This is a genomic window from Streptomyces flavusporus, assembly GCF_046267975.1.
Classification (GTDB): Bacteria; Actinomycetota; Actinomycetes; order Streptomycetales; family Streptomycetaceae; genus Streptomyces; species Streptomyces flavusporus.
In genome coordinates, this window is the sequence record NZ_CP176503.1 from 7287376 (window position 1) to 7308002 (window position 20627).

The 20627-nt window shown below is 69.9% G+C and carries 18 protein-coding genes and 1 tRNA gene; 11 read left to right on the forward strand and 8 right to left on the reverse strand.

The genetic code is table 11. The features are described 5' to 3' along the window. Positions 1–2 precede the first annotated feature (2 nt). Positions 3–1160 carry an acetyl-CoA C-acetyltransferase gene (locus tag ACKTSN_RS34390; protein WP_409472682.1) on the forward strand — a complete coding sequence of 386 codons (1158 nt, stop codon included), beginning with the start codon at positions 3–5 and terminating at the stop codon, positions 1158–1160. Here ACKTSN_RS34390 and ACKTSN_RS34395 read toward each other — a convergent pair. From ACKTSN_RS34395 to ACKTSN_RS34410, 4 genes are read right to left on the reverse strand one after another with little or no spacing between them, the layout of a single operon-like run. Next, the gene (locus ACKTSN_RS34395; RefSeq protein ID WP_409472683.1) at positions 1144–2235 is read right to left on the reverse strand and encodes an NAD(P)H-dependent flavin oxidoreductase; all 1092 of its coding nucleotides are present in this window, start codon (positions 2233–2235) and stop codon (positions 1144–1146) included. The two genes, ACKTSN_RS34390 and ACKTSN_RS34395, sit on opposite strands and share 17 nt — an antisense overlap. After that, positions 2235–2978, reverse strand: a complete 744-nt coding sequence (locus ACKTSN_RS34400) for a CoA-transferase subunit beta (protein WP_409472684.1) — start codon at positions 2976–2978, stop codon at positions 2235–2237. Before ACKTSN_RS34400 ends, ACKTSN_RS34395 begins: the two co-directional genes overlap by 1 nt. After that, complete coding sequence (locus ACKTSN_RS34405) at positions 2968–3822, reverse strand: CoA transferase subunit A (RefSeq protein WP_409474991.1); 855 nt, start codon at positions 3820–3822, stop codon at positions 2968–2970. The genes ACKTSN_RS34400 and ACKTSN_RS34405 overlap by 11 nt, the downstream gene beginning before the upstream one ends. Before the next feature lie 8 nt (positions 3823–3830). After that, a complete protein-coding gene (locus ACKTSN_RS34410) occupies positions 3831–4577 on the reverse strand; it encodes an enoyl-CoA hydratase family protein (RefSeq protein WP_409472685.1) in 747 nt (248 codons plus the stop codon). 103 nt (positions 4578–4680) lie between these two features. Between ACKTSN_RS34410 and ACKTSN_RS34415 the strand changes: the two genes are divergently transcribed. After that, positions 4681–5439: an SDR family oxidoreductase gene (locus ACKTSN_RS34415; protein ID WP_409472686.1), complete on the forward strand. Its 759-nt coding sequence runs from the start codon at positions 4681–4683 to the stop codon at positions 5437–5439. Between the two features lies 1 nt (position 5440). Beyond that, entirely contained in the window at positions 5441–6355 is a 915-nt protein-coding gene (locus ACKTSN_RS34420; RefSeq protein ID WP_409472687.1) for an SDR family oxidoreductase, read from the forward strand. A 31-nt stretch (positions 6356–6386) separates the two neighbouring features. Here ACKTSN_RS34420 and ACKTSN_RS34425 read toward each other — a convergent pair whose 3' ends face one another. Beyond that, positions 6387–7283 carry a hypothetical protein gene (locus ACKTSN_RS34425; protein WP_409472688.1) on the reverse strand — a complete coding sequence of 299 codons (897 nt, stop codon included), beginning with the start codon at positions 7281–7283 and terminating at the stop codon, positions 6387–6389. A 152-nt stretch (positions 7284–7435) separates the two neighbouring features. Between ACKTSN_RS34425 and ACKTSN_RS34430 the strand changes: the two genes are divergently transcribed. The 5 genes from ACKTSN_RS34430 to ACKTSN_RS34450 all read left to right on the forward strand — a co-directional run bounded on the left by ACKTSN_RS34430 (position 7436) and on the right by ACKTSN_RS34450 (position 14552). Next, positions 7436–8242 (forward strand): S1 family peptidase, encoded by an 807-nt coding sequence (locus ACKTSN_RS34430; protein WP_409472689.1) that lies wholly within the window; start codon positions 7436–7438, stop codon positions 8240–8242. Between the two features lie 184 nt (positions 8243–8426). Continuing rightward, complete coding sequence (locus ACKTSN_RS34435) at positions 8427–8777, forward strand: chorismate mutase (RefSeq protein ID WP_409472690.1); 351 nt, start codon at positions 8427–8429, stop codon at positions 8775–8777. A 219-nt stretch (positions 8778–8996) separates the two neighbouring features. Next, positions 8997–11483, forward strand: a complete 2487-nt coding sequence (gene pepN / locus ACKTSN_RS34440) for an aminopeptidase N (RefSeq protein WP_409472691.1) — start codon at positions 8997–8999, stop codon at positions 11481–11483. Positions 11484–11769: 286 nt separating this feature from the next. Then, the gene (locus tag ACKTSN_RS34445; protein ID WP_409472692.1) at positions 11770–13128 is read left to right on the forward strand and encodes a pyridoxal phosphate-dependent decarboxylase family protein; all 1359 of its coding nucleotides are present in this window, start codon (positions 11770–11772) and stop codon (positions 13126–13128) included. Continuing rightward, on the forward strand, positions 13125–14552 hold the full coding sequence (locus ACKTSN_RS34450) for a lysine N(6)-hydroxylase/L-ornithine N(5)-oxygenase family protein (RefSeq protein WP_409472693.1): 1428 nt from the start codon (positions 13125–13127) through the stop codon (positions 14550–14552). The genes ACKTSN_RS34445 and ACKTSN_RS34450 overlap by 4 nt, the downstream gene beginning before the upstream one ends. An 18-nt stretch (positions 14553–14570) precedes the next feature. Here ACKTSN_RS34450 and ACKTSN_RS34455 read toward each other — a convergent pair whose 3' ends face one another. Next, on the reverse strand, positions 14571–16376 hold the full coding sequence (locus ACKTSN_RS34455; RefSeq protein ID WP_409472694.1) for a bifunctional metallophosphatase/5'-nucleotidase: 1806 nt from the start codon (positions 16374–16376) through the stop codon (positions 14571–14573). A 162-nt stretch (positions 16377–16538) separates the two neighbouring features. Between ACKTSN_RS34455 and ACKTSN_RS34460 the strand changes: the two genes are divergently transcribed. Beyond that, on the forward strand, positions 16539–17261 hold the full coding sequence (locus tag ACKTSN_RS34460) for an SIMPL domain-containing protein (protein ID WP_409472695.1): 723 nt from the start codon (positions 16539–16541) through the stop codon (positions 17259–17261). A gap of 181 nt (positions 17262–17442) precedes the next feature. Beyond that, a complete protein-coding gene (gene pyk, locus ACKTSN_RS34465) occupies positions 17443–18873 on the forward strand; it encodes a pyruvate kinase (protein WP_409472696.1) in 1431 nt (476 codons plus the stop codon). Between the two features lie 11 nt (positions 18874–18884). On the opposite strand, the gene ACKTSN_RS34470 is transcribed toward pyk, so the two are convergent. Together ACKTSN_RS34470 and ACKTSN_RS34475 are read right to left on the reverse strand one after the other, a co-directional pair. Next, positions 18885–19655: a helix-turn-helix domain-containing protein gene (locus tag ACKTSN_RS34470; protein WP_409472697.1), complete on the reverse strand. Its 771-nt coding sequence runs from the start codon at positions 19653–19655 to the stop codon at positions 18885–18887. A gap of 106 nt (positions 19656–19761) precedes the next feature. Further along, a tRNA-Leu gene (locus ACKTSN_RS34475) sits at positions 19762–19835 on the reverse strand. A gap of 101 nt (positions 19836–19936) precedes the next feature. On the opposite strand from ACKTSN_RS34475, the gene ACKTSN_RS34480 reads away from it, so the two are divergent. After that, positions 19937–20605 carry an ANTAR domain-containing response regulator gene (locus ACKTSN_RS34480; RefSeq protein ID WP_224738312.1) on the forward strand — a complete coding sequence of 223 codons (669 nt, stop codon included), beginning with the start codon at positions 19937–19939 and terminating at the stop codon, positions 20603–20605. Positions 20606–20627: the final 22 nt, after the last annotated feature.

Consider the following 20627-nt stretch of genomic DNA (forward strand, 5'->3'; position numbering starts at 1 on the left):
ACATGGCCGAGGCCTACATCGTCGAAGCGGTCCGCACGCCCGTGGGGCGGCGCGGAGGAGGACTGAGCGGGGTCCACCCGGCCGACCTGGGTGCCCATGTGCTCAAGGCGCTGATCCAGCGGGCCGGGGTCGATCCGGCCGCCGTCGAGGACGTCGTCTTCGGATGCCTGGACACCGTCGGACCGCAGGCCGGGGACATCGCGCGGACCTGCTGGCTGGCGGCCGGGCTGCCCGAGGAGGTGCCCGGGGTGACCGTGGACCGTCAGTGCGGGTCCTCGCAGCAGGCCGTGCACTTCGCGGCGCAAGGCGTGCTGTCCGGGACGCAGGACCTGGTGGTCGCCGGGGGCGTACAGAACATGTCGCAGATCCCCATCGCCTACGCGACCCGGCAGGCCGCCGAGCCGCTGGGCTTCACCCAGGGGCCCTACGCAGGGAGCGAGGGGTGGCGCGCGCGGTACGGGGACCGGGCGGTGAACCAGTTCGCCGGCGCCGAGATGATCGCCGCCAAGTGGGGGATCGGCCGGCCGGAGCAGGAGGAGTTCGCGCTCGGCTCGCACCGGCGGGCGGTGCGGGCGATCGACGAGGGGCGGTTCGCGCGGGAGACCGTGCCGTACGGGGACGTCGCCGCCGACGAGGGGCCACGGCGGGACACCTCCCTGGAGAAGATGGCCGCGCTGAAGCCGGTCATCGACGGTGGCACGATCACGGCCGCCTGCTCCTCGCAGGTCTCCGACGGCGCGGCGGCCCTGCTGCTGGCCTCCGAGCGGGCGGTGCGCGAGCACGGGCTGACGCCGCGCGCCCGCGTCCACCACCTCTCGGTGCGCGGCGAGGACCCGATCCGCATGCTCACGGCCCCGATACCCGCCACCGCCCACGCCCTGAAGAAGACCGGTCTGACCATCGACGACATCGACCTCGTCGAAATCAACGAGGCCTTCGCGCCGGTCGTCCTGGCCTGGCTGAAGGAGACCGGCGCCGACCCCGAGAAGGTCAACGTCAACGGCGGCGCGATAGCCCTGGGCCACCCGCTCGGCGCGACCGGGGCGAAGCTGATGACGACCCTGCTGCACGAACTGGAGCGCACCGGCGGGCGATTCGGACTCCAGACGATGTGCGAGGGCGGAGGCCAGGCGAACGTCACGATCATCGAGCGGGTCTGAGCGGGACGGCTGGGTTTGTCCGCGGAGCACCCCGCTCCGTCAGCGCGCCGATGATTCCCTCGGCCTGCGCCATCACCCGCTCCACCAGCTCCGCGCACGACGGCAGGTCCTCGATGACCCCGGCGACCTGCCCGGACGCCATGACCCCGACGTCCGTACGACCGTCCACCATGGACGCCTTCAGCAGCATCGGCGTGTTGGCGGCCAGCAGGACCTGGCTCCAGGTCAGGTCCTTGCCGTGCTTCATCGCGAGGCCGTCCTGGATCATGCCGCGCCAGGTGCGGCCGGACAGCTTCCGGAACCCGGCCGCCCTGCGTATGGCCCGGAACAGGGTCGTCGTACGGCCGGATCTCTCCAGCGCGTCGACCAGTTCCGTGCGCAGCATGCGGTGCGGCAGGCCGTCGATGGCCGTCGTGACCGTGACGTCCCTGACCGTCGCCGCCAGATACCTCGCCTTCACCGCGTCCGGCACCGCAGAATCCGACGTCAGCAGGAACCGCGTGCCCATGGCGACGCCCGCCGCGCCGTACGCCAGCGCCGCGACCAGGCCCCGCCCGTCGAAGAAGCCGCCCGCCGCCACGACCGGGATGTCCACGGCGTCCACGACCTGGGGCAGCAGCACCGTCGTCGCCACCTCGCCGGTGTGGCCGCCGCCCTCGCCGCCCTGCACGATCACCGCGTCCGCGCCCCACCCCGCGACCTTCTCGGCATGGCGCCGCGCCCCGACGGACGGGATGACCACCGTGCCCGACTCCTTGAGGGCGCCGATCAGTTCGGGGGAGGGGGCGAGGGCGAAGGAGGCGACCCGGACACCCTCGTCGATCATGATCTGGACCCGGTCGGCCGCGTCGCCCGCGTCGGCCCGCAGATTGACGCCGAAGGGTGCGGTCGTCCGCGATGCGACTTCGCGTATCGCCTCGCGCAGCTGGTCGAGCGTCATTGTCGCCGATGCCAGGATGCCGAGCGCCCCCGCGTTCGCCGTCGCCGAGACCAGGCGGGGGCCCGCCACCCAGCCCATCGCGGTCTGCACGACGGGGTGCCGCACGCCGACCAGTCTGGTGAGCGCCGTCTCCATCAGGTCCGCACCTCCCGGTCCCGGGTGTTCGCCGGGTCGATCACCTCGCGGATCAGGCGCAGTTCCTCGGTCGTGGGCGCGCGGGTCGGCGGCACCTCGGGCGGGATCGTCAGCGCAAAGCCCGTCGCTTCCCGCACCTCCTCGACGCTCACCCCCGGGTGCAGTGACGCCACCCGCATCGTGTGGTCCTGCGTGGCGAAGTTGAAGACGCCGAGGTCGGAGACGACCCGGGCCAGGTGGTGGAAGCGTGCCGTCTCCGGGTGCGCGGCGGCGCGGTCGTACCCGATCCCGCACACCATGTCGACGCGTTCGACGAACACCCGCCGGGAATGCCGGGGGATCCAGTAACTCGTCGGATTGTTCAGCGTGTTGACCGGCGCTCCGCGCACGCCGAGCAGTTGCCGGACGGGTTTCGTCCAGTCGCCGATGCAGGAGATGTTCTGGTTGCCGTAGCGGTCGATCTGGCTCGCGCCCATCATCACATGCCGTCGGCCACCGGTGACCAGGGTGAGGTGCCGGCGGTACGGCAGCCAGCCCTCGGGCGTGCCGTCGACGTCCACCAGCGTCGCCTCGCCGTCGGTCAGCAGCAGGTCGGGGGCGAAGGTGCGGCGGGCGAGCCGGGCGCCGATGGAAGGGATCAGGCCCATGGGGCTCGCCAGGATCTCGCCGGCCCCGCGCCAGGCCTCGGCGCAGCCGATCACGCAGTACTCGGCGCGGGTGGGTGCGGACGCCTCAGTGCTCATGCCGCTCCTTGTGCCAGGCCTGGACGGCGGACCGGTATGCGGGCTCGTCGCCGCCGAGGAACTGCTCGGCGAACTGTGGCCAGGGCGTGCCGGCGTAGTGCTTCTGAAAGGCCTCGTCGCGCCCGTAGTCGGGTGCGCAGGAGGTGAAGTGGGCGCCGTTCGGGGCCTCGACGACGCCGGCCACCGTGTGCCGCTGGATGAGGAGCGTCTGCGGTGCGGCCTCCTTCGTCAGCTCGGCCGTGTCCACGATCCGCTCGCAGGAGACGTACGCCCGCTCGGCCGCCGCGCAGAACAGGTCGTCGAAGTACGGGTCGGGGCCCAGATACTGCCCGTTGCCCCGCCGGTCCGCGCGGTTCACATGGACCAGGGCCGCGTCCAGGCGCAGGGCCGGCATGGCCACGAGCGTCTCGCCGTCCTCGTACGGGGACGTCACCGTGCGCAGCGCGGGGTTCACCCGCATCACGTCCGAACCGAGGCCGGCCCGGACCGGGAGAAACGGGAGCCTGTTCGCGGCGGCCTGCAGTCCCCACAGGAACATCGCCTCGTCGATCTCCATCAGCTCGAACGCCCCGCGTTCGCGCGCCGCCCGGTAGTGCGGTTCGAGCGGGATCGAGTCGAGGGTGGCGAAGGCGGCGACCAGCTTCCGGATCCGGCCGGCGGCGGCCAGCATGCCGACGTCCGGACCGCCGTACGAGACGACGGTGAGATCGGTGATCTCGGTGCGGAGCAGTGCTCTCACCAGGGCCATCGGTTTGCGGCGCGAGCCCCAGCCGCCGATGCCGAGGGTCATACCGCTCCGAAGCCGGGAGACGGCCTCGTCGGCGGTCATCGTCTTGTCGGTCACTGTGTCGGTCACTGGGGAACGTCCTTTCCGAAGCCGCTGCGGACGCGGCCGGCCACCCCGCTGAGACCCGCCTCGAAGGTGAAGCCCTGCTCGAAGCGGTAGCTGCGGCGCACGTCGACCGGGTCGATACCGTTGATGGCGGCCTTGGCCAGGCGCAGCAGCCGACCGTCCTTGGCGGCGATCTCGCGGGCCAACTCCAGGGCCGCCGCCCGCAGTTCCTCCCGTGGCACCACCCGCCACACCGAGCCGTGCGCGTGCAGCTCGGCCGCGCTCACCGTGCGCGAGGTGTAGTACAGCGTGCGCATGAGGTGCTGGGGGACCAGGCGGGCCAGGTGCGTGGCCGCGCCGAGGGCGCCCCGGTCCAGCTCGGGCAGGCCGAAGACAGCGTCCTCGCTCGCCACGATCGCGTCCGCGTTCCCCACCAGGCCGATGCCGCCGCCCAGGCAGAAGCCCTGCACCGCCGCCACGACGGGAACCTCGCACTCGTACACCGCCGCGAACGCCTCGGCACAGCCGGAGTTGGCGCCGAGCAGGGCGCTGTCGCCCCGCGCCTGTATCTCCTTGATGTCCACACCCGCGTTGAAGCCCCGCCCCTCGGCGGCCAGGACGACACAGCGGACCTCGGCGTCCCGGCCGGCCGCGCGCACCGCGTCCGCGAGGGCGTACCAGCCGGCCACCGGCAGGGCGTTCACCGGCGGATGGTCGACCGTGACGACGGAAATCCCCTTTCCCGGGGACGAGGTGGAGACACCCATGGGCACATCAGCTACCTTTCCACCAAACATTTGTTAGGTGTGAGGCTTCGAAGCTAGCAGCCGCCGTTCGGCAGTGGGAGCCCCTGTGGACAAAGCACCCCTTGTGGAAAACTCACGGCGCCCGAGCCTGGCCGGCCGGACCGTCGTCGTCACCGGCGGCACCCGAGGAGTCGGCGCCGGGATCGCGCGGGCCTTCGTCGACGCGGGCGCCGACGTCGTCACCTGTGCGCGCAGACCGGCCGACATTCCGCTCGACGGCTGCCGGTTCGTGCCCGTCGACCTGCGCGACCAGAGCGCCGTACGGGACTTCTTCGCCGCGCTGCCCCGCCTCGACGTCCTCGTCAACAACGCGGGCGGCACTCCGCACCGGCTGCTGACCGATGTCGACGCCGAGCGGCATGCCCGCGTCGTCGAACTGAACCTCGTCGCCCCGCTCACCGCCTCGCTCGCCGCGTACGAGCACCTCGTACGGGCCAAGGGGTGTGTGGTGATGATCGGCAGCGTCAGCGGCAGCCGCCCGTCCCCCGGCTCGGCCGCGTACGGCGCCGCCAAGGCGGGACTGGAGAGCCTCGCCCGCTCCATGGCCGTCGAGTGGGCGCCGGATGTGCGGGTCAACACGCTGGTGGTCGGGATGGTGCGAACGGAGCAGTCCCACCTCCACTACGGGGGCAAGGACGGGATCGCGGCGGTGTCGCGCACGGTTCCGCTCGGACGGCTCGCGGAACCGTCCGACATCGGTGCGGCCACCGTGTTCCTCGCCTCCGACGCCGCCTCGTACATCAGCGGGGCGAGCCTGCTCGTGCACGGGGGCGGGGAGCGGCCCGCGTTCCTGGATGCCTCGACCGCCCACAAGGAGGGGTGAGATGAGCCGAATCTGCGACGGGCGGGTCGTCGTCGTCACCGGGGCCGGGCGGGGGCTCGGCAGGGCCCACGCCCTCGCCTTCGCCGCCGAGGGCGCACGGGTCGTCGTCAACGACCTCGGGGTCGGGCTGGACGGGGCACCCGCGGCCGACAGTCCGGCCGCGCGGGTGGTCGCGGAGATCCGGGCGCGCGGCGGTGAAGCGGTCGCGCACGGCGGGGACGTCGCCACGACCGAGGGCGCGACATCGCTGATCCGGGTCGCGCTGGAGACGTACGGCCGGCTCGACACCCTCGTCAACAACGCCGGCTTCCTGCGCGACCGGATGCTGGTCAACCTCGGGGAGGACGACTGGGACGCCGTCGTACGCGTCCATCTCAAGGGCCACTTCCTGCCGCTGAAACATGCCGCCGCGCACTGGCGGGCCGAGGCCAAGGCCAGCCGCACACCGTCGGCCCGGATCGTCAACACCAGCAGCGGAGCGGGCCTGTTGGGATCCGTCGGACAGGGAAACTACAGCGCCGCGAAGGCCGGGATCGTGGGGCTGACCCTGGTCGCGGCGGCAGAGCTCGGGCGGTACGGCGTCCAGGTCAACGCGATTGCGCCGGCAGCGCGCACACGGATGACGGATCGCACGTTCGCGACGGCCATGGCTGCCCCGGACGGCGGATTCGACGCCATGGCCCCGGAGAACGTCTCCCCGCTCGTCGTCTGGCTCGGCTCGGCCGCGAGTGCAGGGGTCACCGGGCGGGTTTTCGAGGTGGAAGGGGGCCGGATCGCCGTGATGGAGGGGTGGCGGGCGGGGCCCGAGACCGACAAGGGGGCGCGGTGGGAGGTGGCTGAAGTGGATGGTGTGGTACGCGGGCTGCTGGACGCCGCGGAGGTTCCGGGGGCGGTGTACGGGAGCCAGGTGGATTGACCTCGGCATCAACACCCGACCACCGCCACACCTACGTATCGCACTCCAGCACAGTCCTGCACAGCGCACAGCGCGCCCGCACACGCCCCCCCACCGGCACCCGGATCCGCTGGTGACACGTCGGGCAGGGAAACGACACCCGCAGCGGCCCGCGCGCGTCCGGCGTGAAGGCGTACGGCACGCCCGGCGCCGCGACCAGGGCGTGCCGGTCCTGAGCGTGCCGCCGGTCGCGGGCGTAACGCCGGCGGCCCGCCCAGCCCGCCGCCGTGAGCGGAGGCTGCTGCTCGTCCCGGCGGGCCAAGGACCTGCCCTCCACGAACGCCGTGTACGCCTGCGGGCTGGTGAACCACGTCGACGGATCCTCCCCGAACACCATGGCGCGTTTGGCCAGGACGTACCCGAACTCCTCCGGGGTCAGATAGCCGAGCTTCTGACTGGACGCCGAGTCCTCCCGGTACGCGTCCAGCAGCAGCCAGCCGGCGCCCAGATACGTCGTCGCCGTGTCCGTGAGGATCTCGTTGTCCCGCGTGCCGTCGAAGGACAGGCCCAGGCGGTGCAGATACACATGCATCACCTCGTGCGCCAGCGCCGCGCCGATGTCCCGGCGGTGGGTGCGGAAGCGGTCGTTCAACTCCACGAAGTACTCGGGGCCCGCGGCGAGTTCGACGTTCGCCGCGTGCTGCATCTCCCGGAAGCTGACGATCAGGCGGGCGTCCGGCAGCCGATAGTGCCGCACCAGCTCGCGGGCCACCCGCTGGGCGCCCAGATACAGGTCGTCGGTGTCGCAGAAGGCCACGTCGGCCGGGGCCACGCTGGTCGCGAACGTCTGGACGGTGTCGTACGACAGCCGCCTGTACAGCGCGGTGATGGCGGCCCGCACCGTCTCCAGGTGTGGGTAACCGTGCTCGACCGGTCCGTCGTTCGCCACGCCCGTACCCCCAAGACGCCTTGAACCCGATTCCACTCTACGGGGGTGAGAGCTGATTTTCGCTGGTCGGGTTCCTCCGCCGGGGCGTGAGATCTGTCCTTGTCATGCACGCCGTCCGATCTTCATACTTGCGAGCCGCCCAATCCCCCACGATGGGAAGTACGTTGACCCATATCGCGACGAGAAGAACGGGCCTGTCCCTGGCGAAGAGAGCCGCGGCAGCCGGTGCCGTCGCCCTCGCGGTCGCCAGCCTCCAGCCGGTCAGCGCGCACGCCGCGGACACGCGCGTCATCGGCGGAAAGCCCGCCGCACAGAACGAGTTCCCCTTCATGGTCCACCTCTCCATGGGCTGTGGCGGGGCGCTGTACAAGAAGGACATCGTCCTGACCGCCGCCCACTGCATGGAGGGCTCCGGCAACAACACCCGCATCACCGTCACCGCGGGTGTCGCCGACCTCAACTCCTCCGCCGCGATCAAGGTCAAGTCGACCAAGGTCAAGGTGGCACCGGGCTACGACGGCACGGGCAAGGACTGGGCGCTGATCAAGCTGGCCCGGCCCATCGACAAGCCCACGCTGAAGATCGCCACCACCAACCGCTACAACCGCGGCATGTTCACCATCGCCGGCTGGGGCGACACGAAGGAGGGCGCGGGGACCGGCACGACCAAGCTCCAGAAGGCCACCGTGCCGTTCGTCAGCGACCGCGCGTGCAAGTGGCACTACGGCAACCGCCTGGTGCCCTCGGAGGAACTGTGCGCCGGCTACCAGAGCGGCAGCGTCGACACCTGCCAGGGCGACTCCGGCGGCCCCATGTTCCGCAAGGACGACGCGGGCAAGTGGGTCCAGGTCGGCATCGTCAGCTGGGGTGACGGCTGCGCCCGCACCGGCGTTCCCGGTGTCTACACCGAGGTCAGCCACTTCGCGAAGGACATAGCCCGGGCGGCGTCCGCACTGTAGGGCGAGCCACCGTACGGCGGAGCCGCCCGCGCGGTGTGCGGCTCCGCCGGAAAACCGACCTCTGCTTCAGGCACGGCTTCCGTGAGACGGGACGCGTGCCCGGCGTGCCCGGCGGGCATGAGGAGGTGGCCTTCCCCAAGGTGATCGGCGCGGCCCGCGACGCCGCCCCGTAGGGTGGGAGCCCATGACCACCAGCAACACCACCACCGGTGACGTCGATCCGGCCGTCCGCGAGGAGCTCGCCCGGCTGCGTGAGAGCATCGACAACATCGACGCGGCCGTCGTCCACATGCTCGCCGAGCGCTTCAAGTGCACCCAGCAGGTCGGACACCTCAAGGCCGTGCACCGGCTGCCGCCCGCCGACCCGGACCGCGAGGGACGGCAGATCGCCCGGCTGCGCGCCCTCGCGGAGAGCGCCAAGCTGGACCCGGGGTTTGCTGAGAAATTCCTCAGCTTCATCATTGCCGAGGTCATCCGGCATCACGAGAGAATCGCCGAGGACACCGAGAACGCAACCGCGTCGCCGGCCGACTGACCTCGGCCGACCTCACCCAGGACGGGACAGGGACCCACGCGGGCACGGCGCGCCGTGCACTCCACGTCAGCCGGCGAGCACTCCCCGTCAGCGGCCCGGGCGCGGTTTGGTCGTCCAGGCCACCGGCTGGGCCGCGCCACCGACGCTGGACCCCTACACAGACCCGTATACCCCTCCGCCCCTGTCCTCCTGTCAGTGCCATCAGGCAGCATGTCCTCCATGTCCGTACTCACGCGCGACGAAGCGCAGACCCGTGCCCAGCTCCTCGACGTCCGCCGCTACACGATCGACCTAGATCTGACCACCGGGGGCGAGACCTTCGACTCCCGTACCGTGATCAGGTTCACCGTCCGCGCGGACCAGGACGTCACGGACACCTTCGTCGAGCTCAAGCCCGCCGAGCTGCGCTCGGTCACCCTCGACGGACAGCCCCTCGACCCGGAGACCCTGGACGAGAACCGCCTGCCCCTGAAGAACCTCACACCCGGCGACCACGAACTGCGCGTCGACGCCGCCATGCGCTACTCGCACACCGGCGAGGGCATGCACCGCTTCACCGACCCCACCGACGGCGAGACCTACGTCTACACCCAGCTGTTCATGGACGACGTCCAGCGGGTCTTCGCCGCCTTCGACCAGCCCGACCTCAAGGCCGTCTTCGAACTGTCGGTGAAGGCACCCGACGGCTGGACCGTCCTCGCCAACGGCATCACCGAGCACACCGACGGCGTATGGAAGGCCGCGCCCACCCCGCTGATCTCCACCTACCTCGTCGCCGTCGCCGCCGGCCCCTGGCACTCGGTGCGCACCGAGCACCGCGGCCTGCCCTTCGGCATCCACTGCCGCCGCTCGCTCGCGCCCTACCTGGACGCCGACGCCGACGAAATCCTCGACGTCACGCGCGCGTGCTACGACCGCTACCACGAGAAGTTCGAGGAACCGTACCCCTTCGACTCCTACGACCAGGCGTTCGTCCCCGAGTTCAACGCCGGCGCCATGGAGAACCCCGGACTGGTCACCTTCCGCGACGAGTTCGTCTACCGCTCCGCCGTCACCGACACCGAGCGGCAGACCCGCGCCATGGTCATCGCCCACGAGATGGCCCACATGTGGTTCGGCGACCTCGTCACCCTCAAGTGGTGGGACGACATCTGGCTCAACGAGTCCTTCGCCGAGTACATGGGCTACCAGACCCTCACCGAGGCCACCCGCTTCACCGACACCTGGACCGACTTCGGCGTCGTCCGCAAGGGCTGGGGCTACGACGCCGACCAGCGCCCCTCCACCCACCCCGTCGCCCCCGAAGCCGTCAACGACACCGCCTCCGCCCTGCTCAACTTCGACGGCATCTCCTACGCCAAGGGCGCCTCCGCGCTACGCCAGCTGGTGGCCTGGCTCGGCGAGAAGGACTTCCTCGCCGGCATCAACACCCACTTCACCCGGCACCGGTTCGGCAACGCCACCCTCGCCGACTTCATCGACTCCCTCGCCGCCGCCACCGAACGCGACGTCCACGCCTGGGCCGACGCCTGGCTGCGCACCACCGGCGTCGACACCCTCACCCCCCGCGTCACCGGCGACAACGGCACCTACACCCTCACCGTCGAACACACCGGCAGCCGCCCGCACCGCATCGCTGTCGGCCTCTACGACCCCGACCTCACCGACGAAGGCCGCCTCACCCTGCGCGAACGCCTCGACCTCGACATCCCGCAGACCGACGGCCGGCCCATCGGCAAGCGCCCCGCGCTGCTGCTGCTCAACGACAGCGACCTCACCTACGCGAAGGTCCGCTTCGACCCGGAGTCCTTCCGCGCCGTGCGCGACGGACTGTCCGGCCTGCCCGAACCCCTCACCCGCGCGGTCGTGTGGAACGCCCTCAGGGACGCCGTCCGCGACGGCGAACTCCCGCCCCACACCTACCTGGAGACCGCCCGCGCCCACCTCCCGCGCGAGACGGACCTCGCCCTCGTCCAAGGCGTCCTCGGCTTCGCCACCACCCAGATCACTGACCGCTACCTCACCCCCCAGGACCGTCCCGCCGCCCTGACCACCATCTCCTCCCTCTGCCGCGACCTGCTGCGCCGCACCGAGGACGGCGACAACCCCGGCCTGCGTCTGCTCGCCGTACGCCACTTCATCGACGTCGCCGCCCAGCCCGACACCATCGCCGCCTGGCTGGCCGACGGCACCGTCCCCGGCGGACCGGAACTCGACCCCGAGCTGCGCTGGCGCGTCCTCGCCCGCCTCGCCGTCCTCGGCGCCACCGACGAGACGGCCATAGCGGCCGAGCTGGACCGCGACCCCAGCGCCACCGGCCAGGAGGGCGCCGCCCGCTGCCGGGCCGCCCTGCCCGACCCGGCGGCCAAGCACACCGCCTGGGAGGCCATGTTCGCCACGGACGACCTGTCCAACTACCTGTTCACCGCCACCGCCCAGGGCTTCTGGCAGCCCGAACAGGCCGACCTCGTACGGGAGTACGTGCCGCGCTACTACGAGGACGCCGTCGCCGTAGCCGCCCGCCGCGGCCCCGCCATCGCCGATGCCGCCGGCCGCTGGGCCTTCCCCACCCACGCCGTCGACACCGACACCCTGCGCCTCGGCGAGGAGTGCCTGCGCGACGCCGACCCCATCCCGGCCCTGCGCCGCAAGCTGGCCGACCAACTGGACGATCTGGCCCGAGCCTTGCGAGTACGGCAGGCGTAGGATCGTCCGGCGGATCCTGCGGAAGGCGTAGGGCCTGTCCGGCGGATCCTGCGGAAGGCGTAGGGCCCCGTCCGGCGGATCACGCCGCAGCCGCGGCGCCCGGCACGCCACCGCAACGCGGCACCGGGCGGCGGGGCCCGCAATGCGGCACAGGGTTGGCGGGCCCGCAACGCGGCACAGGGGTGGCGGGCCCGCGCCCGCCACCCGACGCCACCTCGTACCCCTTTCGGGTACCGATCCCTGGGCGTTTCAGGCGCGTCGCCCCATCCGCGTACAAGCTGGAAGCATGCCCACGCCGCCCCTCGCCTCAGGCCCCGAAGGCCCGGGCGCGCTACGGCCGTTGCTCGACACCGTGCTCCACGCCCTCCAGGACGGCACCCGAGCGCGCGGCGGGCCACTGCCCGCCGGCGGCCCGGACGCCGTCGCCGCGCAGGTCCGGGCCGCGGTGGGCGACGTACTGCCCGACGAAGGCCACCCGGACGCCCTGCACGTCCTCGTACACACCCTCGCCGCAGGCTCCGCCGACCCGGCGCACCCCCTGTGCGCCGCCCACCTGCACTGCCCACCCCTCGCCGTCGCCACCGCCGCCGACCTCGCCGCCAGCGCCCTCAACCCCTCCCTCGACTCCTGGGACCAGGCCCCGGCCGCCTCCACCCTGGAAACCCTCGTGACACAGGCGCTCGCCCACGAAGTCGGCGCCGCCGACGCCCTCGTCACCACCGGCGGCACCGAATCCAACCACCTCGCCCTGCTGCTCGCCCGCGAGACCCACGGCCCCCGCATCCAGCTCGTCCACGCCACGAACGCCCACCACTCCCTCAGCCGCGCCGCCTGGCTGCTGGGCCTGCCCGACCCCGTCGTCCTGCCCGCCCCCACCGGCACCCTCGACCCCGCCACCCTCGACAAAGCCCTCACCGGCCTGCGCGGCCCCCTCCTCGTCGCAGCCACCGCCGGCACCACCGACGCCGGACTCATCGACCCGCTGCCCGACATCGCCGCCCGCTGCCGCGCCCACGGCGCCCGCCTGCACATCGACGCCGCATACGGCGGCGCACTCCTGTTCAGCGAACGCCACCGCATCAAACTCACCGGCCTGGAAGCCGCCGACACCGTCACCCTCGACCTGCACAAACTCGGCTGGCAGCCCATCGCCGCCGGCCTCCTCACCGTCACCGACCCCCGCGACCTCGCCGCCCTCCACCAGCGCGCCGACTACCTCAACGCCGACGACGACACCGAAGCCGGCCTCCCCGACCTCCTCGGCCGCTCCCTGCGCACCACCCGCAGACCCGACATCCTCAAGATCGCCGTCACCCTCAGAACCCTGGGCCGCAGCGGGCTCGGCGCACTCGTCGACCAGGTATGCGCACACGCCCACGACCTCGCCGACCTCATCGACACCCACCCCGCCCTCGAACTCCACGACCGGCCCACCATCAGCACCGTCCTGTTCCGGCCCACCAACGCCACCGACGACACAGTGGCCGCCGTACGCAGAAACCTCCTCACCGACGGCCGCGCCGTCCTCGGCCGAGCCCGGCTGGACGACCGCCTCTGGCTCAAAGCCACCCTCCTCAACCCCCACACCACACCCCAGGACCTGGCCGCCCTCCTCACACTGGTGGAAGGAAACACCCCCCGATGACCCGCCCCACCAACCCCCACACCCCGCACCACACAGCCCAAGCCCCCCGCGACCTGGTCGGCATCGGCATCGGCCCCTTCAACCTCTCCCTCGCCGCCCTCGCCCACCCCCTCGCCGAACTCGACGCCGTCTTCTACGAACAACGCCCCACCTTCGACTGGCACCCCGGCCTGCTCATCGACGGCGCCACCATCCAAGTACCGTTCCTCGCCGACCTGGTCACCCTCGCCGACCCCACCAGCCCCTGGACCTTCCTCAACTACCTCAAAACCCGTGACCGGCTCTTCCCCTTCTACTTCGCCGAGCACTTCCACATCCAACGGGCCGAATACGACGCCTACTGCCGCTGGGTCGCCGACAACCTCCCCGGACTCCACTTCCGCCACCAGGTCGACGCCGTCCGCTGGAACCCCGAACGCGACCTCTTCGAAGTCGACTTCACCCAGCTCGACACCGACTCAGAAGCCCCATCCCTCGGCCGCACCTACACCAGGAACATCGTCCTCGGCATCGGCACCGAACCCCACATCCCCGACCCGCTCCGCCCCCTCGTCGACACACCCGGCGTACCCGTCATCCACGCCGCCGACTACCTCGACCACCGCGACACCCTCCTCACCGTCGACCACATCACCGTCGTCGGCTCCGGACAGTCAGGGGCCGAAGTCTTCCTCGACCTACTGCGCCACCGCCCCGCCGGCCGCGAAAAACTGCACTGGATCGGCCGCACCGAAGCCTTCGCCCCCATGGAGTACTCCAAGCTCGGCCTGGAACACTTCACCCCCGACTACACCCGCTACTTCCACGCCCTGCCCGAACCCGTCCGCGACAACCTCATCGCCGCACAGTGGCAACTCCACAAAGGCATCGACACCCACACCATCGCCGCCATCCACGACGAGCTCTACCGCCGCACCCTGCACGGCGGCTGGCCCGACGCCGTCCTCACCCCCGGCGTCCACGTCCGCACCGCCGGCCGTATCGCCACCAGCAGAATCGAACTCCACCTGGAACACACCCAGCAGAACACCCGCTCCCGGCTCACCACCGACGCCGTCGTCCTCGCCACCGGCTACCGCGAACGCCCCCTCACCCGCCTCCTCGCCGGCCTCGACCCCCACCTACGCCGCGACAGCCAGAACCGCCCCCGCATCGACGACGAATACCGCCTCCTCCTCGACCCCGCCATCACCGGAGCGATCCACATCCAGAACGCCGCACCCCACACCCACGGCGTCGGCACCCCCGACCTCGGCCTCGCCGCCTGGCGCAGCGCCACCATCCTCAACTCCCTGACCGGCAAGGAGCCCTACCCACTGCCCCACCGCACCGCATTCACCACCTTCGGCCTGCAACCACACCAGTCCCAGCTCCCGCCCGCGCGCCACCCGAAGACACTCACACCCCTCACGGACGGGAACTGAAGACCCCAGCCCAGACGGTCAGAAGACGGGCGTGCCCTCCCGCGTCAGCTTCCAGCCCACCGACGCGAAATCCTCCGGATCCAGCACACCCTTCGCCGTCACCCACTCCGCGATCCGGGTACGAATCTCCGTCGACTCCGACCACAACTCCTGCGCCGACGCCACATGCGGAAACGCGCCACCACCGTTCGCGCGGTAGTTGTTCACCGCGAACACGAACTGCTGGGCGTCATCCAGCACGGCTCCGTTGTAGGTCAGGTTCCTGATCCGCGAACCCGCCGCCCGGGCGATGTCGATCTCGTACGACAACCCCGACACATAGTCGTAGTTGTAGTCCGGGCGACCACCCGCATTGGTCAACTTCTCCACATCGACCGCCGCACCCGCCGCCGTCTGCACGAAATACTCCGCCGAATACTCCAGATACGCCTTGACCTGCGCGCCCGTCATCAGCTTCGCGACCAGCGTGTTGTCGTACACATACAGACTCGACAGATCCCGGATGGTCACATCGCCCGCCGGGATCTCCGAAGTCCGCGAGAACGGCGAAGCCTGCGAGATCACCGGCAACGACGCGTACTCCGTGCCCGCCAGCGCCGCCTTGACCACGTCCTCCTGCACCTTGGTGATCAGATCGATGATCGGAGCGTCCTTGTAACGCGCCTCGACGGTCGTCAGGGTCTCCGTCGCAGTGCCGACGACCTGGTTGACATACGCCACGACGACATCGTGCTCGTCCTGCAGCAGCTTGGTGATCCTCGGGTCGTCGGCGACCGTCTTCGAGTCGCGCACCGTCGCCGCGACCGACTCCACCCTCCACCGGCCCTTCGCGAAAACCAACTCGAAGTCGAACAGCGACAGCCGCTCCGCATACGCCAACGGCTCCGACAACACCACCGTCCTACCGGTCTTCTCGTTCGTCACCTTCAACTCGGCGATCTCCGTGTGCGCATGACCCACCAGAATCGCGTCGATCCCCGGCACCTGCTGCGCCACCAACGCCGCCGAGTTCTCGATATACGGCAGCTGGTCACCGTACGAGGAAGTGCCGGACGACCCGGAGTGCGCCGACACAACCACCACGTCCGCACCCATCGAACGCAGCCTGGGCACCCACTTCGCCGCCTGCTTCTCCAGACCGGGGAACGTCATCCTGCCCTGCACATACGCCTTGTCCCAGATCGCGATACCGGGATTCGTCAGACCGAGAACCGCGACCTTGACCGGTGGGGCGCCCTTCACATGGAACTTCTTGATGAAGTACGGCGGGAACGCGGGCTTCAGCGTCTTCGCGTCCAGCGCGTTCGCACCCAGCAGCGGGAAGTCGCACTGCTCCTCGAACTTCCGCAGCGTATCGATGCCGTAGTTGAACTCGTGGTTCCCCAGCGCCACCGCGTCATACCCGATCTCGTTCATCGCCTGCGCCATCGGGTGCACCGGCCCGCCCTCGGCCGTGATCGGGTCGACCTTCGCGTAGTAGTACGTCAACGGGGTGCCCTGAATCGTGTCGCCCGCATCCAGCAGCAGCGTGTTGCGGCGGCCCTTCTCCGCACGGACCTGTTCGACCAGCGTCGAGATACGGGCCAGACCCTGCGCATTGCCCTTCGCGTCCGTGTACTCCGCGTTCTTGAAATAGTCCCAGTTGAAGATGTGCCCGTGCAGGTCCGTCGTACCCATCACCGTCAGCGAGTACCGCTTCGCCGGCCTCGGGCCCTTCCTCACCTCCGCGGCCTGAGCCGCCGGAGCCGACGCCGCGCCGGCGAGCGCCACCCCCGCCCCGGTCACGGCGGACTTCTTCAGAAACTTCCGGCGGTTCAACGGCATCTCGTGCTCTCCTCCAGCCACGGCCAATGACGCGCGTAGATAACGCGCGTAGATTCTGACCCGGACATGACCGCCCGCAACAGACCCACCAGGTTTCGATCTGATGACCCAACCTGCCGACCAAGCGGGTGACAGCACACCGAGAACTGACACAGTGGGCCCATGACCACACCCACCGGCCACGAACCCCAACCACCCGCCCTCCCCTACGGCACCCCCGACGCCCCCCGCATCGCCGTCCACGGCCAAGCCCACCTCGAAGTCGACCCCGAAATCGCCCGCATCGGCATCACCGTCACCGCCCGCGGCCGCGACCGCCGCACCGCCCTCGACGACCTCACCCGCCGCAACACCACCGCCCTCGACCTCATCAAAACCTACGGCGACGCCGTCGAACGCCTCGAAACCGGCGCCATCTCCATCACCCCCGAACTCACCAAACACGGCCGCGCCGAACGCATCCGCACCTACCACGGCCGCGTCCACATCACCGCCGAACTCACCGACTTCACCGCCCTCGGCGAACTCACCACCCGACTCGCCGACCTCGACCTCACCCGCGTCGACGGCCCCTGGTGGGCCCTACGCCCCGACTCACCCGCCCACCGCCAAGCCCGCCAACAAGCCGTCCACGAAGCCGTCCAACGCGCCCGCGAATACGCCGACGCCCTCGGCACCACCCTCACCGCCCTCGTCGAACTCGCCGACACCGGCGCCGAGAACCCCCTGCCCTACCCCCAGGCACCCGGCGGCCGCATGCGCTCCATCGCTCACGCCGCCTCCGCCGAGGACGCCACCGCCGCACCCCTCGACCTCGAACCCCAACGACAACACGTCCACGCCCAGGTCAACGCCCGATTCACGATGGCACCGCCCCGCCTTTGACCGCACATTCAACAATCCGCCAGTGTGAATGCACGGCTCCAAATGCGTGACAGGAGTGCTATTGCTCATCAGAGCAGCCATCCGCACAATTCAACAGTTGTCAACGCTCCTTCACCCAACGGTTGTTGAGCAGTCGCGCCCGACCAATTCTCTACCGGCCGGTAAGGCCTAGGCTCAAACCATGCGCCGAGCAAAGATCGTCTGCACACTGGGCCCCGCCACCGACTCATACGACCAGATCAAGGCACTGGTCGACGCCGGAATGGACGTCGCCCGATTCAACCTCAGCCACGGCGGCTACGCCGAGCACGAGGAGCGCTACCAACGCGTACGCAAGGCCTCCGACGAAACCGGCCGCAGCGTCGGACTCCTCGCCGACCTTCAAGGCCCGAAGATCCGACTCGGCCGCTTCACCGAAGGCCCCGTACTCCTTGAACGCGGCGACACCTTCACCATCACCGTCGAAGAAGGCACCCCCGGCGACCGCGAAACCTGCGGTACCACCTACGCCGGACTCGCAGCCGACGTCACCACCGGCGAACGCATCCTCGTCGACGACGGCAAGGTATGCCTCGAAGTCACCAAGGTCGACGGCCCCCGCGTCCACACGACCGTCATCGAAGGCGGCGTCATCTCCGACAACAAAGGCCTCAACCTCCCCGGCGTCGCCGTCTCCGTCCCCGCCCTCTCCGACAAGGACGAAGCCGACCTCCGCTGGGCCCTGCGCACCGGCTTCGACATCATCGCCCTCTCCTTCGTCCGCAGCGGACGCGACATCAAGGACGTCCACCGCATCATGGACGAAGAAGGCCGCCGCCTCCCGGTCATCGCCAAGATCGAGAAACCACAGGCCGTCGACGCGATCGACGACATCGTGGCCGCCTTCGACGGCATCATGGTGGCGCGCGGAGACCTGGGCGTCGAAATGCCCCTGGAACAGGTCCCGATCGTCCAGAAGCGCGCGATCAAGCTCGCGAAGCGCAATGCCAAGCCGGTGATCGTGGCGACGCAGATGCTGGACTCGATGATCGAGAACTCCCGCCCGACTCGCGCCGAGGCCAGCGACGTCGCCAACGCCGTCATCGACGGCACGGACGCCGTGATGCTCTCCGGCGAGACAAGCGTCGGAAAGCACCCCATCGAGACGGTCAGAACGATGGCGAAAATCGTCGAAGCGGCGGAGGAGGACATCCTCGCCAAGGGCCTCCCACCCCTGACCGAACGCAACAAGCCCCGCACCCAGGGCGGCGCCGTCGCCCGCGCGGCCGCGGAAATGGGCGACTTCCTCGGCGCCAAGTTCCTGGTCGCCTTCACCCAGTCCGGCGACACAGCCCGCCGCCTCTCCCGCTACCGCTCGCCGATCCCGCTGCTGGCCTTCACCCCGGAGCCGGCGACACGCTCCCAGCTCAGCGCGACGTGGGGCGTGGAGACGTTCCTGGGGCCGCACGTCGACTCCACCGACGCCATGGTCGGCCAGGTCGACGAACTCCTCACGAGGTACGGCCGCTGCGAGAAGGGCGACACGGTGATCATCACCGCGGGCTCGCCGCCTGGGATGCCGGGGACGACGAACCTGGTGCGGGTGCATCACATTGGGGAGAGCACGAGGTAGGAAGCGGTTTTTCAGTGTTTGGGGCCTACGTGGGTGTCCATGAGGGCGACGGAGGCTTTGCGGGCGATGGAGACGGTGACGGCTGCGCGGCTCTGGTTGAGCGTTTTCCACTCGACGCCGACCTTGTCGAGGGTGTCGGTGAAGAGCCGGACGATGTCGGTCGACGTGTTCGTGAAGAAGTACCGGGGGTATTCGTAGCGCTTGCGCTCGCCGCCGACCATGCGGGTCGTCCAGTTGGTGATGCGGCAGCCGTCGGAGTGGATGAGGCCGCGGATGAAGTCCCAGGGGTGGGCGTCGACGATTTCCTGCTGCCAGGGTTCGAGGGCGATGGTGCGCTGGTGCTTTTTGCCGGGGCCGTGCTGGGGGAAGAGGCAGGGCCAGTGTTTGCTGTAGCAGGTGACGTTCTGGCAGCCCTTGCGCTGAACGCGGAAGACCTTGTTGGCGGGGCGGAGGACCTGCATGGCCTCGGCGCAGGCATCGATCAGACCGGGCCAGGCGTCGGCGCACGCGATGCGGAGGAAGAACACGCCTCGCTGGAGGAGGCTGATGCAGCCGTCGCCGAGGTACAGGCCCAGAAGGTAGGCGTAGGTAGCAGGTTCGTCGGGCTTCCCCGGGGCATCGCGGCACCGCACGCAGGGAGTTGCCCGGTGGAGCGGCTCGATCCGTGTTATCCAGGAGCGGATCGCTGCCCGAGAGATGCCGGTCTCTTTGCTGACGGAGTTCAGGCTGCGCCCCTGAGCCACGAGAGCCAGCGCTCGCTTGCGTGTACCCATGTCGTACATGCGAACACTCTGCGTCACTGATCGTGACCCCGTGCAGCAAAAAGCGGATGTTCACGAGAACGTGGACATCCGCTTTTGATTGGGTTCCTTCGAATCGAAGGTTAAGTGCCCCGGGTGGGACTCGAACCCACACTGAATGCCTTTTGAGGGCATCGTCTCTGCCGATTGGACTACCGGAGCATCTTCGAACCGAAGGTCAGTGTAGCCCCTCGGTGCCTCAAACATACAGGAGCTAGGTAGGCTCTGTGGAGCAGCACCCCTGCCCCGAACAAGGAGCCCCCGTGACCGCCCCCGAGTCGCCCCAGCCCGTAGACGCGCCCGACGACGACAAGTCGCACGTGCCTCCGCTGACGACCCGTGTCGTCATCGCCGAGGACGAGGCACTGATCCGGCTCGACCTCAAGGAGATGCTCGAGGAAGAGGGGTACACGGTCGTCGGTGAGGCCGGTGACGGTGAGCAGGCCGTCGAGCTGGCCCGCGAGCACAAGCCCGATCTCGTGATCCTCGACGTGAAGATGCCCAAGCTGGACGGCATCTCCGCGGCGGAGAAGATCACCGAGGAGTCGATCGCGCCGGTGCTGATGCTGACCGCGTTCTCGCAGCGCGACCTCGTGGAGCGGGCTCGGGACGCCGGTGCGATGGCGTATCTGGTGAAGCCGTTCAGCAAGAGTGACGTCGTCCCGGCGATCGAGATGGCCGTGTCGCGGTACACGCAGCTCAAGGAGCTAGAGAAGGAGGTCGCGGACCTCTCCCAGCGGCTGGAGACGCGGAAGCTGGTGGACCGGGCGAAGTCGATTCTGCAGACGGAGTACGGGCTGACGGAGCCGGCTGCGTTCCGGTGGATTCAGAAGACTTCGATGGACCGGCGTCTGTCCATGCAGCAGGTGGCCGAGGCCGTTATTCAGGATGCGGCCGAGAAGAAGGCGGGCAAGGCCTCCGACAAGGGCTGAGTCCCCCGGGAGCAAGACGAGG

Coding starts and splice junctions, on each gene's coding strand:
- ACKTSN_RS34390 (WP_409472682.1), top strand. CDS start 3: ATGGCCGAGGCCTACATCGTCGAAGCGGTCCGCACGCCCGTGGGGCGG.
- ACKTSN_RS34395 (WP_409472683.1), bottom strand. CDS start 2,235: ATGGAGACGGCGCTCACCAGACTGGTCGGCGTGCGGCACCCCGTCGTG.
- ACKTSN_RS34400 (WP_409472684.1), bottom strand. CDS start 2,978: ATGAGCACTGAGGCGTCCGCACCCACCCGCGCCGAGTACTGCGTGATC.
- ACKTSN_RS34410 (WP_409472685.1), bottom strand. CDS start 4,577: ATGGGTGTCTCCACCTCGTCCCCGGGAAAGGGGATTTCCGTCGTCACG.
- ACKTSN_RS34420 (WP_409472687.1), top strand. CDS start 5,441: ATGAGCCGAATCTGCGACGGGCGGGTCGTCGTCGTCACCGGGGCCGGG.
- ACKTSN_RS34430 (WP_409472689.1), top strand. CDS start 7,436: ATGGGAAGTACGTTGACCCATATCGCGACGAGAAGAACGGGCCTGTCC.
- ACKTSN_RS34435 (WP_409472690.1), top strand. CDS start 8,427: ATGACCACCAGCAACACCACCACCGGTGACGTCGATCCGGCCGTCCGC.
- pepN (WP_409472691.1), top strand. CDS start 8,997: ATGTCCGTACTCACGCGCGACGAAGCGCAGACCCGTGCCCAGCTCCTC.
- ACKTSN_RS34445 (WP_409472692.1), top strand. CDS start 11,770: ATGCCCACGCCGCCCCTCGCCTCAGGCCCCGAAGGCCCGGGCGCGCTA.
- ACKTSN_RS34450 (WP_409472693.1), top strand. CDS start 13,125: ATGACCCGCCCCACCAACCCCCACACCCCGCACCACACAGCCCAAGCC.
- ACKTSN_RS34455 (WP_409472694.1), bottom strand. CDS start 16,376: ATGCCGTTGAACCGCCGGAAGTTTCTGAAGAAGTCCGCCGTGACCGGG.
- ACKTSN_RS34460 (WP_409472695.1), top strand. CDS start 16,539: ATGACCACACCCACCGGCCACGAACCCCAACCACCCGCCCTCCCCTAC.
- pyk (WP_409472696.1), top strand. CDS start 17,443: ATGCGCCGAGCAAAGATCGTCTGCACACTGGGCCCCGCCACCGACTCA.
- ACKTSN_RS34470 (WP_409472697.1), bottom strand. CDS start 19,655: ATGTACGACATGGGTACACGCAAGCGAGCGCTGGCTCTCGTGGCTCAG.